The organism is Saccharopolyspora sp. NPDC003752 (assembly GCF_053605825.1).
Genome location: NZ_JBSGJZ010000049.1, coordinates 42,451 through 56,643 on the forward strand (window position 1 = coordinate 42,451; position 14,193 = coordinate 56,643).

At 71.7% G+C, this 14,193-nt stretch carries 14 protein-coding genes; 5 read left to right on the plus strand and 9 right to left on the minus strand.

The genetic code is table 11. The features are described 5' to 3' along the window. Window positions 1-147 precede the first annotated feature (147 nt). The 5 genes from ACWEV3_RS37830 to ACWEV3_RS37850 all read right to left on the minus strand — a co-directional run bounded on the left by ACWEV3_RS37830 (window position 148) and on the right by ACWEV3_RS37850 (window position 6,285). Window positions 148-807, minus strand: a complete 660-nt coding sequence (locus ACWEV3_RS37830) for a response regulator transcription factor (RefSeq protein ID WP_452618511.1) — start codon at window positions 805-807, stop codon at window positions 148-150. 453 nt (window positions 808-1,260) lie between these two features. Beyond that, complete coding sequence (locus ACWEV3_RS37835) at window positions 1,261-1,899, minus strand: DNA-binding response regulator (RefSeq protein ID WP_452618524.1); 639 nt, start codon at window positions 1,897-1,899, stop codon at window positions 1,261-1,263. A gap of 69 nt (window positions 1,900-1,968) precedes the next feature. Then, a complete protein-coding gene (locus tag ACWEV3_RS37840; RefSeq protein WP_452618512.1) occupies window positions 1,969-4,206 on the minus strand; it encodes a sensor histidine kinase in 2,238 nt (745 codons plus the stop codon). Beyond that, the gene (gene eccB / locus ACWEV3_RS37845; RefSeq protein ID WP_452618513.1) at window positions 4,206-5,588 is read right to left on the minus strand and encodes a type VII secretion protein EccB; all 1,383 of its coding nucleotides are present in this window, start codon (window positions 5,586-5,588) and stop codon (window positions 4,206-4,208) included. The genes ACWEV3_RS37840 and eccB overlap by 1 nt, the downstream gene beginning before the upstream one ends. A 148-nt stretch (window positions 5,589-5,736) precedes the next feature. Beyond that, the gene (locus tag ACWEV3_RS37850; protein ID WP_452618514.1) at window positions 5,737-6,285 is read right to left on the minus strand and encodes a TetR/AcrR family transcriptional regulator; all 549 of its coding nucleotides are present in this window, start codon (window positions 6,283-6,285) and stop codon (window positions 5,737-5,739) included. Between the two features lie 66 nt (window positions 6,286-6,351). Here ACWEV3_RS37850 and ACWEV3_RS37855 point away from each other — a divergent pair, with 66 nt between their 5' ends. The 4 genes from ACWEV3_RS37855 to ACWEV3_RS37870 all read left to right on the plus strand — a co-directional run bounded on the left by ACWEV3_RS37855 (window position 6,352) and on the right by ACWEV3_RS37870 (window position 9,765). Further along, the gene (locus ACWEV3_RS37855; RefSeq protein ID WP_452618515.1) at window positions 6,352-7,845 is read left to right on the plus strand and encodes an MFS transporter; all 1,494 of its coding nucleotides are present in this window, start codon (window positions 6,352-6,354) and stop codon (window positions 7,843-7,845) included. A gap of 295 nt (window positions 7,846-8,140) precedes the next feature. After that, complete coding sequence (locus ACWEV3_RS37860) at window positions 8,141-8,512, plus strand: OsmC family protein (protein WP_452618516.1); 372 nt, start codon at window positions 8,141-8,143, stop codon at window positions 8,510-8,512. Between the two features lie 104 nt (window positions 8,513-8,616). Then, window positions 8,617-9,261, plus strand: coding sequence for a class I SAM-dependent DNA methyltransferase (locus ACWEV3_RS37865; RefSeq protein WP_452618517.1), 645 nt, complete (start codon window positions 8,617-8,619; stop codon window positions 9,259-9,261). A 249-nt stretch (window positions 9,262-9,510) separates the two neighbouring features. Continuing rightward, the gene (locus tag ACWEV3_RS37870) at window positions 9,511-9,765 is read left to right on the plus strand and encodes a hypothetical protein (RefSeq protein WP_452618518.1); all 255 of its coding nucleotides are present in this window, start codon (window positions 9,511-9,513) and stop codon (window positions 9,763-9,765) included. Window positions 9,766-9,905: 140 nt separating this feature from the next. Here ACWEV3_RS37870 and ACWEV3_RS37875 read toward each other — a convergent pair whose 3' ends face one another. From ACWEV3_RS37875 to ACWEV3_RS37885, 3 genes are read right to left on the minus strand one after another with little or no spacing between them, the layout of a single operon-like run. Further along, the gene (locus tag ACWEV3_RS37875; RefSeq protein WP_452618519.1) at window positions 9,906-11,138 is read right to left on the minus strand and encodes a cytochrome P450; all 1,233 of its coding nucleotides are present in this window, start codon (window positions 11,136-11,138) and stop codon (window positions 9,906-9,908) included. 17 nt (window positions 11,139-11,155) lie between these two features. Further along, a complete protein-coding gene (locus ACWEV3_RS37880) occupies window positions 11,156-12,550 on the minus strand; it encodes an NAD(P)/FAD-dependent oxidoreductase (RefSeq protein ID WP_452618520.1) in 1,395 nt (464 codons plus the stop codon). Next, the gene (locus ACWEV3_RS37885) at window positions 12,540-12,752 is read right to left on the minus strand and encodes a ferredoxin (protein ID WP_452618521.1); all 213 of its coding nucleotides are present in this window, start codon (window positions 12,750-12,752) and stop codon (window positions 12,540-12,542) included. The genes ACWEV3_RS37880 and ACWEV3_RS37885 overlap by 11 nt, the downstream gene beginning before the upstream one ends. 174 nt (window positions 12,753-12,926) lie before the next feature. On the opposite strand from ACWEV3_RS37885, the gene ACWEV3_RS37890 reads away from it, so the two are divergent. Further along, window positions 12,927-13,790 carry a LysR family transcriptional regulator gene (locus ACWEV3_RS37890; RefSeq protein WP_452618522.1) on the plus strand — a complete coding sequence of 288 codons (864 nt, stop codon included), beginning with the start codon at window positions 12,927-12,929 and terminating at the stop codon, window positions 13,788-13,790. Here the strand turns inward: ACWEV3_RS37890 and ACWEV3_RS37895 are convergent. Then, window positions 13,780-13,962, minus strand: a complete 183-nt coding sequence (locus ACWEV3_RS37895; RefSeq protein WP_452618523.1) for a hypothetical protein — start codon at window positions 13,960-13,962, stop codon at window positions 13,780-13,782. The two genes, ACWEV3_RS37890 and ACWEV3_RS37895, sit on opposite strands and share 11 nt — an antisense overlap. Between the last annotated feature and the right edge of the window lie 231 nt (window positions 13,963-14,193).

Genomic DNA, 14,193 nt, shown 5'->3' on the forward strand with positions numbered 1-14,193 from the left:
CACGCGCTTCTCCCGACGTCAGGGCCTGTTCCCAGGCTCACCTCGCGCGACGGTGCGGACTCCGTCCTCCGCAATTTCCATTGAAATCGAACCTTCGATTTCAATGGAAATTGCGGATCCGCGCGACCGCACCGCCGCATTCCCCTCTCAGGCCGGCATCCGGTCGGGCGCCGGGCAGGTGACGAAGCCGTTCTCGATCGCGTAGGCGGTGAGCGCGGGACGCCGCCGCAGTCCCGTCTTGTCCCTGATCCGGTCCAAGTAGGACCGGACCGTGCGGATGCTGATGCGCAGGCCCATCGCGATGTCCTGGTCGCGTTCGCCGGCGGCGAGCCTGCTGAGCACCTCGGCCTCGCGGTGCGAGAGCTCGATGCGCGCGCCGGCGTTGCGCTCCCGCGAGGTGTCCAGCACGACCGCCGCGAGCTTCGGGGCGACGTGGCTGCGCCCGGCCGCGATCTCCCGGATCGCCGCCAGGATCTCCTCGCCCTCGGCGTCCTTGCAGAGGAAGCCCCGGGCCCCGGCCAGCATCGCGCCGACCACCTCGGTGCGGTCGGCCATCGCCGAGACGACGAGCACCGGGTGGCCGCGGCGCACGAGTTCCATCACGGCCGCCGCGCCCCGCACCCCGGGCAGCCCGAGGTCGAGCACGACGATGCTCCCGGCGCACCGGCTGCGGGCCGCGAACTGCGCGACCGATTCGGCGACCGCGTCCACTTCGACGTCCGGCGCGTCGGCGAGCATCCGGGCCACCGCCGCGCGGTACAGCGGGTGGTCCTCCACCACCCCGACTCGAATCCGCTTGGTCTCCACCGATTCCTCCCGATTGGATCTCCGCGGAGGACGTTAGCGAGGTCCGCCCGCGCGCGGTGGGGGCCGTTCGTACCCCATTTCCGGGCGGCCCGTCCGTCAGGGGCGGCCCCTTCGATGCCGCCGCGTGCCGGTCGCCCTCGATGGTCGTCCTGTGCTCGATGTCGGGGTTGTGGCAGGTCGTAGATGTCGTGGCCGGTGAGCCCGCCGGCGATGAGCGGCTCGATGCGGGCCAGCGGGCTCCGGCCAGGCCGGTGCCGATGCGGGGCATGCGGACGCTCGCGGCGAGGTGTCGCGGGCATCGGCGCACTGCGTCGTAGCGAATGGGCGGGCCGGAGCTGCGGCTGGCCGATCACGTTGGCGCTCCAGGTGTCGGGTGCGACCTGGACGAGTCGGGTTGCTCCGAGCTCGAAGTCGTTGCGGCCTCATGCCATCGCCGTGACGGGCGCAACGGGATCAGAGTTCGTCGGCGCGCACCAGGCCGTCCTGGATCGCGCGGGCGACCAGCGCGGCCTTGGTCGGGGCCTCCCGGCCGACGTTGGCGTACTTGATCCGCACCCGCTCCAGGCAGGAGTTGACCCGGTGCACCGTCAGGTTGAGCCGCCGCGCCACCATTTCCTTCGACTCGCAGTGGAACCACTCCAGCAGCACCTCGGTCTCCCGGGGCGACAGCCGGGGCCGGTTCGGCCGGTCGTCGGTGCCGAACGCACCGGACAGCGACGGCGGCAGGTACGGCGCGTTGCTCGCCGCGGCCTGCACGGCGGCGACCAGGTGGTCCTCGCCCTCCGCCTTCGTCAGGTACGTGAAGGCGCCGATGTCCAGGCAGGTCAACACGGTTTCCCGGTCGGCCCGCATGCTGTAGATCACCACCGGGCGGCCGGCGTCCACCAGCCGCTTGAGGTCGCCGTAGGCCGGGCCGGTGATGTCCAGCTGCAGGTCGAAGATCACCACGTCGGCGGTGGCACCGGGATCCAGCCACGCGACCGATACCGCCGGGCCCGAATCGAGCACCTTGATCGGCGGGTCGGCCAGCGAGCACCAGGCCCGCACGCCGGCGACCACCGCGGGATGATCGTCTACCACCACGACCGTGATCAACTCCAACCTCCGCTGCGCGATGTCGTGTCATTGCTGGGAATCCCGCCTCGGCGGGCGGGGAGGACGTCATGTCGGGAGGCTCCACTTCGCCTCGATCCAGATCCGGCCGCCGTCCACCACCGTCGACGTGACCACGTCGCCGTCGGACCGGGGTTCGGCGAGCACCGGTTCGACGGCCGCGGCCACGAGGCTGACCGTGACGGCGTCGCCGGAGCCGGCCACCGTCACCCGCACCGTGCCGGTGGCGGTGGCCAGGGCGGTGACCGCGGGCTCGGTGAGCTTGCGCCGCACCTCCCTGGGGATCGCCGGGCGCTTGCCGTACTCGGCGAAGCGCACCGAAACCCCTTGCCGCTCGGCCAGTTCTATGCAGGCCCGGAGCTCGTGCAGCAGCGGATCCGGGGTGGAGGCCTCCTCGGCGAACAGGCGGCGCATCTTCGCCGCCTCCACCGAGCACCGCCGGCGGACCGACACGTCGCCCGGGTCGAGGGCGCCCGAGCCCAGGCCGTCGAGCAGCGGAACGGTCGTGCCTTCCAGGTCGGCGTAGCGGTTCTTGCGGTCCTGGTGCAGCTGCCGCGCCACTTCTTCGGCGGTCCGCAGCTGTTCCTCCTCCCTGGCCGCCCGGGCCGAGGACACCGCGAGCACGCGCAGCACCGCGGCGATCAAACCCATCGCGGTCTGGTAGCTGAGGATCAGCACGGTCGCGTTCACCGCGTCGGAGAACGAGGTCGCGGCGTTCCCGGCGAGCCCGACCTGCACGAAGGTCATCACGTACTGGGCGACGAGCGTCAGGGTGAAGGTCGGGATCCGGCAGTCGAGCAGGAGCAGCGCCACCGTCCAGCCGGCGTCCCCTTCGGACCAGTGCGCGAAGCCGAGCAGGTGCTCGGGCTGCACCGACGCGGTCCCGGCCGCGGACAACGCGAACACCAGCGCCAGCAGCGGCCAGCGCCACCGCCCGATCGGCCGCTGCCTGCGCAGGCCGACCAGCACGACCAGGGTCACCGCGAGGAACCCGGCGAAGGCGAGGAACTGGGTGGGCGCGGAGCGGTAGCCGTCCAGGTTCGACAGCAGCTTCGGCAGGTCGAGCAGGCACAGGATGACGAGGTTCATCACCACCACGGCCCACTGCATGCCCTGCTGGAACTTCGTGGCGATGATCTCGGCGTCGCCCCCGGCGTCCTCCGCCGCCCCGAGCGGGCACGTCATCCGCACCCGGGTTCCGCCGCCGGGGCTGCTGATCACCTGCGCGCACCCGCCCGTCCGGCGCATCCGCTCCACGAGCGAGCCGGTCACGCCGTAGCGGTGGCCGGAGATCCGGTCCGGGTCGAATCCGCGCCCGGCGTCCACGACCTCCACGACGACGCTGTCGCCGTGCTGCGCGACGGCCACGTCGGCCCGGTCGACCCCGGCGTGCCGGACGACGTTGGTCAGCGCTTCCCGCGTGCCGTGGCAGAGCGCGGCCGCTTCCACCGCGGGCACCACCAGCTCGTCGGGCGCGGTCAGCCGGACCCGCAGCGGTGTCCTGGTGATGGTCTCCCGCAGCATGCCGACGAGATCGACCTCGCCATCGGACACCTCGGACCGGCCGCGGATCACCTCCAGGTCCCGTTTCGCCTGCTCCGCAAGCCAGATCTGCCGCTCGGCCACCACCCCGGCGCCGACCATCAGCAGCGTGGCCGACGCGGTGTCGTGCAGGGACGCGAGGTGCTCGCGCTCGTCGGTGCGCCGCGCCTCGGCGACCGCCGACCGGCGGCGCACCCGCTCGCCGCGGGCGACGATCTGGTCGGCGGTCCGGGCGCCGCGCCGGACCAGCAGGTAGAGCCCCCAGGACAGGCCGGCTTCCATGAACATCCACAGGTGGATCGGCGCGGCCGTCAGCCAGTGCTCGGGCAGCGAGAGCGCCGTCCCGGCCAGGTGCGCGGCGGTGATCACGGCGGTCGCCGCGCCCAACGCCCCCGTGCCGAGCTGCCAGGGATAGGCGACCACGGTGATAGCCGCGGCGACCCGGACCCAGCTGGTGCCCTCCGGGCTGGGCGCGGCGGGCGTCGTCCAGACCTGGGTGAGGCAGATCGCGCACATCACCAGCACGTCGACGGCGACCGGCCAGCGCGCGGCAGAGCGGGACATCCGGGCGGCGTACCACGCGTTCCACGCGTTGAGCGCCAGCACGATGAAGATGGCCCAGCCGGGTTTCCGCTCGTTCTCCAGCACCAGCGAGGCCCCGCTCGCCACGGCGATCACGACGAAGCGCAGCCACACGGCGTAGCGGAGTCCCAGCCGGACGAGCCCGCGTTCCGCCGATCCCATCAGCCCGGGAACACCTGCCCGGCCAGTGCCGGGTCGAGCACGGCGCCGGTCGGGAACAGCGCGAGCACCGACGCGGGCACGCCGTGCGTCGGCCGGTTTCCGTAACCGAGCGCGGAAACCGCCTCGTCGCCCGGGATCGGGTACTTCATCCCAGCGTCGGTGATCAGGTACACCGCCCCGGCGGGCACGCCCGGTGCCGGCTCCTCGGCGACGACCGCGCCGGACCCGCCCGGCACGTACACCTCCGCGGCGGTGCCCGGCGTGGACGCGGTCACCGGCACGACTTTTTCCCCATCCCGCAAGGGAAGCGCCTGGCCGACCGTGACCCGCTCGCCGGTGGCGCACACCGTCGGCGCGCGGCCGGGCTTGACGGGCTCCGGGCGCCGGTCGGGGTAGCCGTCCTGGCGTTCCGGCGATCGCGGCACGCCGCCGATGTCGGCGGTGGCGACCTCCACCCGGTGCGGGCGCCCGCCGGGGTAGGCGGCGGTGTTCTCCGGCGCGCCGAGCAGCAGGTCCGCCTCGGTCTCGGTGATCACGGCCAGGCCGTCGCGCCGCACCAGGTAGTACTCGCCGACCTCGGACACCAGCACCTGCCCGACGGGACGGGTCTCGGACCCGACCCGGATGCCGGGCTTGCCCGCGTCCGGCACGGCGATGGTGGCCAGATCCCGGCCCGCCGGAAGGGTGTTCAGCCACGCGGGCGCCACCGGGACCTCCTCCGCCGCGGCGTAGCCGAGCGCGACCACGGCGCGCTCACCGCCCAGCCGGTACCGGTGTCCGCCGGTCACCAGGAAGCGCTCGCCGGAGGGCAGGCGGGCCAGCAGCGCCTGCCCCTCGCGGAGTTCCGCGCCCGCGCCGATCGGTCCTAACAGGACGGTGGTGATCGGGGCCTCGCCGCTCGGCCGGTCGGGCGCGACGCGGGTGCAGGCGGTCCAGGCGCCGGTCAGCAGGCGATCGCCGCCCGGCAGCGAATCCGGCGCGCCCGCGATGCCGACCGCGGCGCCGCGGGGCGCGCCGCTCAGCGCTTTTGCGGACACCGTCACGGTTTTGCCGCCGTCGCCGCCCGCGAGCAGCCGCGCCGAGGCGTAGTTGAGCGCCGGGTGCAGCAGGCCGTCCTGCCCGAGGACGAACCGGGTTCCGGTCTCCTTCTCGATGATCACCTGGCCGCCCTGGCGCCACGCCTCCGCGCGCGTCGGGGCGAGCAGGCCGATGACGCCGAACACGGCACCCACCAGCAGTGCGACCGCCAGGCCCAGCGCCGTGCCGAGGACGACCCGCTTGGCGGGCGCGACCGGATGGTTGGCGTCGGCGGAGACGAGCGCGGATACCAGTCGTCGGCGGAGGAACCGGTATGCCTGGATCTGATCCCGCTGCGTCCACACCGTGCGACCCCCGCATGGAATTCCCGACGAGCCAAATTGGTCGGGGTGGATCTTACTCAGCGGTACGATCTTTTGTATACGAACTGGGTAACACTCGCCAAGTTCCGGGCGACATACCCAAAAGGCTTCTTCCCGGAAATGGTGGCGATCAGGCCCCGCGCGCCGCCGCGACCTGTTCGAGGATCCGGTCGAAGACCCGGCGCAACAGGTCCGGGTCAGGGCGAGGTAGGCCGGACAGCGCGCTCAGGTAGAGGCCGTCGCCGACCAGGCGGACGGTCTCGGCCAGCACCGGGTCGCCGATGTAGTCGGTGAGCAGTTCGGACCAGCGGCTGAAGACCCTGGCCAGCACCTCGGTGCCGTCGTCGGTGAGGCCTTCGCCGCTGCGCAGGGCCGCGATGACCGACCAGTAGAGCGCCGCCTCCTCGTCCGACTCGGGCAGCGAGGTCTGCAGGAAGTACCGGACGACGTCCACGCCTTCCCGGGTGGCCTGGGCGAATTCGGCCTCGGCGTCCTCGTCGATCCGCCGCGTCAGCCCCTGGAGCATCGCCTGCTTGGAGCGGAAGTGGTAGAGCAGGCCGCCCTTGGACACGCCCGCCTCGGCGGCGACCGATTCGAGGGTCACCGCCGCGGTGCCCTGGCGGATCAGGATCCGCTGGAGCGCGTCGAGGATGCGGTCGCGGGTGCTGGTGGCTGCCATGGGTGGCACTGTACCGTCCGGACGGTTACTATACCGTCCAGACGGTACAGTCGAAACGAGTAGAAAATGTTAAAGCTGAATTCGCCTCAGATTTCTCGCACGCAGTGGACGGCGCTGGGCGCCCTCCTCCTCCCGGTTCTGTTGATCTCGGTCGACAACACGGTGCTGAGCTTCGCCCTCCCGCACATCAGCGAGGAGCTGCGGCCCACCGGCGGACAACTGCTGTGGATCGTCGACATCTACTCGCTGATGCTGGCCGGCCTGCTGGTGACGATGGGCACGCTCGGCGACCGGATCGGCCGCCGCAGGCTGCTGCTGATCGGCGCGACCGGCTTCGGCCTCGCCTCCGTGCTGGCGGCCTTCGCGCCCACCCCCGAGCTGCTCATCGCGGCCCGCGCGCTGCTGGGCGTCGCCGGCGCGACGCTGATGCCCTCGACGCTGTCGCTGATCCGCAACATCTTCACCGACCCGCGCGCCCGGACCACCGCGATCGCGGCCTGGACCGCGACCTTCGCCGGCGGCTCCGCCTTCGGCCCGCTGCTCGGCGGGCTGCTGCTGGAGCACTTCTGGTGGGGCTCGGTGTTCCTGATCAACCTGCCGGTGATGGTCCTGCTGCTGATCGTCGGCCCGCTGGTGATCCCGGAGTCGCGCAACCCGGCGCCCGGCCGCTACGACCTGGCCAGCGCGGGCCTGTCGCTGCTGGCGATGCTGGCGCTGGTCCTCGGCATCAAGGAGTTCGCCGGCGGCGGCGCCCTGGCGCTGCCCGCGGTGGCGGTCGCGGCGATCGCCGGTTACGCGTTCGTGCGCAGGCAGCGCAGGCTGGACGCCCCGATGCTGGACCTGGCCCTGTTCCGCAACCCGCGGTTCAGCGTCGCGGTCACCAGCAACCTGCTGGCGGTGTTCGTGATGGTCGGCGGGCTGTTCTTCATGACCCAGTACCTGCAACTCGTGATGGGAATGAGCCCGCTGCGCGCGGGTCTCGCGCTGCTGCCGGGCATCGCGCTGTCGGTGCTCGGGTCGCTGGTGGCGGTCCGGCTGATCCGCCGGGTCCGGCTGGCCGAGCTGCTGGGCGCGGCGATCCTGGCGACCGCGTTCGGCTACCTGCTGATGGTGCTGCTGCCCGCGGAGGGCGGCACCTGGCTGGTGGTCGTGGCGTTCATGGTGGTCGGCCTCGGCGCGGGCATCACCGAGACGGCGACCAACGACACCATCATGAACAGCGTCGCCCCCGAGAACGCGGGCGCGGCCTCGGCGATCTCGGAGACCGGCTACGAGCTGGGCGCCGCGATGGGCACGGCGATCCTCGGCAGCGTGCTGACCGCGGCCTACCGCGGCCGCGTCGACGTCGCGGGCGTCCCGGAATCCATAGTGGACACGGTCCGGGACACGCTGGGCGGCGCGTTGTCGGCGGCGGCCGAGCTGCCGGTGGAGCAGGGCATCGCGCTGCGCGAGTCGGCGGCGCACGCCTTCACCTTCGGGGTGCACATCACCAGCGCGGTCGGCGCGGTGATCCTCGCCTACGCGGCGGTCCAAGCGTGGTGGGTCCTCACCCGCCGCTGACGACAACCGAAAGTCCAACGGTTCCGCAGTTTCTCATCCGCGGGTGGTTCCCCGCCTATAAGCGAGGGGCTGCGTCCTCATCCCGTCCACCTCCCCGAGCGGACCGCAGCGTGCAGGCCCCGCTTCATCCGGAGGCCTGCCGCGGGTCTGGGGGCGGCGAGCAACCCAGCTCGCTTGTCTGGCCGCGACCGCCGCATCAGGAAGATCGTTCCGCTATCTGGAATTGTTCTCCCAAGATATGAGCTCCTAGCGTTACGCTCTCCGCCTATCGGTACTCGGCAGAAAGGCGCGGCTTGTGATCGAGGCGATGGCACTTCCAACGCCCTACCAGGTCAGGTTCCGGACCGGGGAAAATGAGGGGATCGCTGACACGCTCAAGGGCGGGATCGGCGGTTCGGCCGGAATGCGGCCGCATGAGCTGTTGGAGGCATCGTTGGCTTCGTGCATGACGATCTCGGCGCGGATGGCGTTGGCGGATCTCGGTGTCACGGAGGCCGAGGTGGAGGTCCGCGTCTACCTGGAGCGTGAAGAGTGGACTACGCGGTTTCGGTACGAGCTTGCCCTTGACCCGGAGCTTGATGCACACCGGGCGGCGGTCGTCGCGCGCATTGAGCGTTCACCAGTGTTGAGCACCCTGAGCAAGCAACTGCTCTTCGAGCCTGCCTAGTTGTGGTGTCGCGGGACGTTGGTTGCACGAGGTCGTCGTCCAGGGCGAGTTGAACGGGGTCGTCGTCGGCCGGTCGATGATGATCATGGGCTAGCGTGCCGGCCATGAACACGGACGACTGGTTGGCCGACACCCGAACCTCGTACGACACGGTCGCGGCCAGCTATGCGGACCAGGTGCGTGACGCCATCGCCGGTCATCAGCACCTTCGCGCGGCGCTGGCGTTGTTCGCCGACAGTGTGCGGGCCGCTGGCGGTGGGCCGGTCGCGGACGTCGGCTGCGGCCCCGGACATGTCACTGCTCACCTGCGCGATCTGGGTGTCGACGCCTTCGGTATCGATCTCTCTCCCGGGATGATCGACGTGGCCCGGCGCGACCACCCCGGCCTGCGGTTCGAAGTGGGCTCGATGGCGGACCTGGAACTCCCGGCCGCGTCGGTGGCCGGCCTGCTCGCCTGGCAGTCGTTGATCCACATCCCGGACGACGAGGTGCCGACTGTGTTCGGGCACTTCCACCGAGCATTGCGCCCAGGCGGACCGCTGCAGCTCCTGTTTCACGTCGGCGACCAGTCGCAGTTGAAGACAGCGGGCTATGGCGGTCACCCGATGAAGGTCCACGTCCACCGCCGCCAGCCGGACCAGGTGGCAACCTGGCTGCGCGACGCGGGATTCGAGGTCGCGGCCCACATGCTGCTTGACCCGGATGGGAAAGCTCCGCAAGCGGTTCTTTTCGCACGCCGCCCGTCCTAGGCGCGCTCGTGGAACCCCCGCCGCCGGGAACGGGAAAGCCCGGCACCGGGGGATTTCCCGGTGCCGGGCATTGCCCCGGTGGTTACTGCGTTGCGGCGTTCTGCGGTGTGTTCTGCTCCTCGTCGCCGAGCTTCATGCCCTTCGTTTCCGGCAGGAGCCAGAACGTGATCAGCGTGATCACGCCCAGGGAGATCGCGTAGATGTTGAACCAGCCCGACAGGTCCAGCTCCGACAGGTACGTCTGAACGTATGCGCGAGGACTCGCGGGTGCGGTTGTGCATGTCGGTGACGGGTTCGGCGAACCTCGTGGTGAACGCGTGGACGGCGGACATGGGTGATCTGTGCCTTGAGCGGCTGTTGCCCGCAGGAGGGATCGTGAACAGCTCGGTGATCCTGCGGACCCGGAAGCGGGTGGGCTGGCTGATGCACCCGGATGGCCGCTGCACGGGCGAGGTCATCCCGCTGCCCGGTCCACTGCCAGGCGAGCCCGACACCAGTTCCTGACCCCGCCTACTTGTCCTAATTGGACGGCTCCGCCCGGCTGCCCCCGAAGTCGTCCGGTGCCTGGCATCGTTGGCGATTTCGCGCGAAATCGCCGCACTGCTGGCGGCAGCCGGTGGGAATCGAAACGCGGTGCCGGGGCGTCAGGCGGCCAGGCCGTCGATCGTCACCGGTAGGTGACGGGGGCCGCGCAGGATCGGGCTCGGCCGGTACGGCGGCGGGTCTTCGACCAGCCGCGGGTCGCGCAGCCTGCGCGCGAGTTCGGTCAGCGCGATCTGGGTTTCCAGCCGGGCGAGCGGCGCGCCGAAGCAGGCGTGCACGCCGAAGCCGAAGCCGAGGTGCTGGTTGTCATCGCGCTTCGGGTCGAAGCGGTCCGGATCGGGGAAGCGCGCCGGATCCCGGTTGCCCGAGGCCAGCAGCAGCCACACCGGCGCCCCCTTGGGGATCACGCTGCCCGCGACCTCGACATCGGTCAACGTCGTGCGCTGGGGCAGTATCTGCACCGGAGGCTCGTAACGCAGCAGCTCCTCCACGGCGCGGGCCGCCGCCATCGGCTCGGTCCGCAGCAGTTCCAGCACGGCCGGCTTCCGCAGCATCGTGAGCATCCCGTTGGTGATCAGGTTGACGGTGGTCTCGTGGCCGGCGATCAGCAGCAGGACCGCGTTGGTGATCACCTCCAGCAGGGACATCCGCCCCTCCGGCCCCTCGTCGGTGATCCACGCGGACAGCATGTCGTCGCCCGGGTGGCGGCGGTGCTCCTCGATCAGCGCCGCCAGGTACTGCCCGAGTTCGAGGCGGCCCTGGCGCACCGCGTGCCGCTGCGTCTCCTGGTCCTCGGCCGGGCTGAGCCCGGCGACCACCACGTCGACCAGCCGCCGGAAGTGCGGCTCGTCCTCCCGCGGCACGCCCAGGAGCTGGCAGATCACCGCGACGGGGAAGGGGTAGGCGAAGTCGTCGACCACGTCGAAGCGGTCCCGGCCGTCGAGCCCGTCGATCAGCCCGGTCACGGTCCCGGCGAGGTCGCCGCGCATGTCGTGGATGCGCCGCGGGCTGTGCGGGGGACCGAACGGGCGCATCGCCAGGCGGCGCAGCCGGTCGTGCTCGGGCGGGTCCAGCCGGATGAAGCTGGGCGGCAGCATCCCCTCGTCGTCCGGTGTCGTGCCGACCAGCGGATCGGCGCCGGGGGCGAGGTTGCGGGCGTCGGAGCTGATCCGGGGGTCCTGCAGCAGGTTCCGGATCTCCCAGTAGGTGGTGACGAGGTGGATGCCGCTGTCGTCGCGCACCACCGGCGTGCCGCGGAGCTCGGCGTAGACCGGGTACGGGTCGGCGCGGACGGCTTGGTCGGTGATCCGCCGCACGAGGCTGGTCGTGTGCATGGACGCGCTCCTCGGAGTCAGGCGCGGGCCGGTGTGAAGACGACCCGCCGTTCGCTGGGCGAGTGACCGGTCAGGGTGACGGTGGGGCTGTGGGTGGGCAGCGCCGGATCCGGGAACCTGGCCGGCACCGGCCGCAGCGCGGCCGAGCGCTGGTCCACGCCGGGGAAGTCCGGCGGGAACGGCGCGGCCTGCTCGATCAGCCGCTTGTAGAAGCCCATCCACTTCCCGTGGTCGAAGCCGACCGCGGCGATGACGCGCCCCTGGTAGCCGTAGGCGGCGGCGAAGCAGTGCGCCTCCAGCGCGCCCTGCTGCACGATCAGCTCGTCCGCCATCGACGGCACCCCGACGGACTTGATGTTCACCCCGAACTGGGCCGACCAGAACGACGGCATCCAGAGGTGCGGGCGCCGCTGCGAACCGGCGCTGATCATGTTGTGCGCGGCGATCTCGGCCTGCGCCACGGCGTTGCCCCAGTGCTCCAGCGCGAGGAACTGGTACCCGAACAGCGGATGCGGGGTGCGCGCCACGTCGCCCGCGGCGAACACGTCGTCGGTGACGATGCCGTGGACGTCGAAGGCGCGGCAACCGGCGTCGCAGGCGATGCCGCGGGGACCGGCGGCCAGGCCCGAACCCGCTAGCCAGTCGGTGTTGCGCACCGCGCCCAGCGCGACCACGGCCACTTCCGCATCCACCACGGTGCCGTCGGACAGGTGAGCGCGCTTGAGACGGCCACCGGCATCGCCTTCCAGCGCGGTCACCATGACCCCGCAGCGGAGGTCGACACCGTGCTCGCGCTGCAACTGCGCGGCCACGTCGCCGACCACGCCGCCGAGCGCGCCCACCAGCGGAGCTTCGCCGCGCTCGGCGACGGTGACCTGCAGGCCCCGCTCCTGGCACGCCGAGGCGACCTCCGAGCCGGTGAAGCCGGCGCCGATGACCAGCACCCGGTTCGGCCGCCTGGCCAGCCGCCGCGCGAGCCCGGCGGTGTCCTCCCTGGTGCGCACCACGCACACGCCGTCGAGCGCGGCCTCGGTCTCGTGCGGCCACGGGCGGGAGCGCCCGCCGGTGGCGATCAGCAGGCGGTCGAACCCGACCTCGCCGCCGTCGCCCAGCAGGACCCGGCGGTTGTCCCGGTCGAGCCCGGTGGCGGCGACGCCGAGCCGCCACTGCGCGTCGATCGCGCGCCGCCGGGGGAGACCGGTGTCCTCCGGCAGCGACCGGCCGAGCAGCACCTGCTTGGAAAGCGGCGGCCGGTCGTAGGGCTCGTGGGGCTCGTCCCCGATCAAGGTGAGCGAGCCCGCGAAGCCTTCCTCGCGCAGCTGCTCCGCCGCCCGCAGACCGGCCAGCGAAGCGCCGACGATCACGATGCGGCCGTCCTCGCGCAGCGCCGCCAGCTGGCTGTCAGCGGACATCGCCGCCAGCCCTCCGGCGGTCGACCAGGATCGCCTGGACCGGACAGGCCGCGGCGGCGCGCAACACGTCGTCGCGGTGCGCGTCGTCGGCGCGCGGCTGGTAGAGCAGGGCCTCTTCGCCGTGCAGCGAGAAAACTCCCGGCGCCAGGAACACGCATTGCGCGAATGCCTGGCAGCGGTTCAGGTCGACGACAATCCTCATCCCGACTCGCCCCCCTCGACGTCGCAAGGAGCGTCGGCCGCATCGAGACACCCGCGCCCCGCCTCATGCTGGCAGCGGGCCGACCACCCCGCATGACCACGTTCCTCGCGGGCCCGAACGCGGCCGACCTGCTCCGGTGCTGGTTCGATGCGGATTCAGCGATATGGTCGATGGATGGAGATCCGGCAGGTCGAGCACTTCCTCGCCGTGGTGCGCAGCGGCAGTTTCACCGCCGCCGCGCGGGAGATCCACATCGTCCAGTCGGCGCTGAGCGCTTCGGTCCGCAAGCTCGAAACCGAGCTGGGCGCACCGCTTTTCGAGCGGACCACCCGCCGCGTGGCGCTGACCGAGGCGGGCCGCGCCCTGCTGCCGGTCGCCCACCGGCTCGTCGCCGACGTGGACGCGGCGCGCGGTGAGGTGTCCGCGGTCGTCGGCCTGTCCCGGGGCCGCGTTTCCATCGGCACGATCCAGACGCTGACCGTCGTCGACCTGCCGCGGGAACTCGGCGTGTTCCAGTCGCGGTATCCCGGGGTCCGGATCCACGTCCGCGACGGCGCCGTGCCCGAGCTCTCGGCGGCCGTCGCCGACGGCGAGCTCGACCTGGCCTACCTGGCCGCAGATGGGCCGCTGCCGGGCGAGCTGATCAGCTTCGCGCAGTGGACGCAGCGCATCGTCCTGGTCACCTACCCGGGACATCGGCTCGCGCACCGGCGCCGGGTCCGGCTGGCGGAGATCGACGACGAACCGTTCGCGGACTTCAGCGGGAGCGTGCTGCAGGCGATGGTGCGCCGCCGGTTCGCCGAGGCCGGGCTCCGGCACAACCCGGTGTGCGAGGCCACCCACGTTCCGCTGCTGATGGAGCTGGTGGCGACGGGGTTGGGCGTCACGATCGTCCCGCAATCCGTCGCCGAGCGGGCCGGGCTGCCCTTCGCCCGGATCGAAGGCACCGACTTCTCCCGGACGATCTACCTGGCCGGGCGGCTGCCGGAACCGACGAACCCGGCGGCGCGGGCGCTGCTGGACCACCTCACCGGCTGACGTGCTGCCGGTGCGCGGCTCCCATCGGGGCCAGGAGGAGACCCACTCCGGCGAGCCCGAGGACCATCGCCGGCGTCGTCGCGCCCGTGATGCCGGCGATGAACGCGAGAACCAGTGCGCGGGCGGCGAAGATCCGCAGCAGCCGGGCCACGTCGGAGGACGACGTGTCCATTTTCCCTCCAGGAAAGCGAGATCCACCGAATCCGCGTCCAGTGTTCCCGCCGGGAACCCATCGGGTCCAACACTTCTATTCGCTGCGATTCAGCTGTGAAATCGATCGATGACCGGGCCGTCGAGACGATCCGGGACGCTTGGTGGTCGCGCGGGGCGGGATGGCGGTTTCGCGCGAAACCGCCCACACCCCCCCCCCGCGCCCGCGGGTGTGGGCGGGACAGCAGGACAA

Coding starts and splice junctions, on each gene's coding strand:
- ACWEV3_RS37870 (WP_452618518.1), top strand. CDS start 9,511: ATGCGCGAGGACTCGCGGGTGCGGTTGTGCATGTCGGTGACGGGTTCG.
- ACWEV3_RS37850 (WP_452618514.1), bottom strand. CDS start 6,285: ATGGCAGCCACCAGCACCCGCGACCGCATCCTCGACGCGCTCCAGCGG.
- ACWEV3_RS37890 (WP_452618522.1), top strand. CDS start 12,927: ATGGAGATCCGGCAGGTCGAGCACTTCCTCGCCGTGGTGCGCAGCGGC.
- ACWEV3_RS37885 (WP_452618521.1), bottom strand. CDS start 12,752: ATGAGGATTGTCGTCGACCTGAACCGCTGCCAGGCATTCGCGCAATGC.
- ACWEV3_RS37875 (WP_452618519.1), bottom strand. CDS start 11,138: ATGCACACGACCAGCCTCGTGCGGCGGATCACCGACCAAGCCGTCCGC.
- ACWEV3_RS37880 (WP_452618520.1), bottom strand. CDS start 12,550: ATGTCCGCTGACAGCCAGCTGGCGGCGCTGCGCGAGGACGGCCGCATC.
- ACWEV3_RS37865 (WP_452618517.1), top strand. CDS start 8,617: ATGAACACGGACGACTGGTTGGCCGACACCCGAACCTCGTACGACACG.
- ACWEV3_RS37855 (WP_452618515.1), top strand. CDS start 6,352: ATGTTAAAGCTGAATTCGCCTCAGATTTCTCGCACGCAGTGGACGGCG.
- ACWEV3_RS37895 (WP_452618523.1), bottom strand. CDS start 13,962: ATGGACACGTCGTCCTCCGACGTGGCCCGGCTGCTGCGGATCTTCGCC.
- ACWEV3_RS37840 (WP_452618512.1), bottom strand. CDS start 4,206: ATGGGATCGGCGGAACGCGGGCTCGTCCGGCTGGGACTCCGCTACGCC.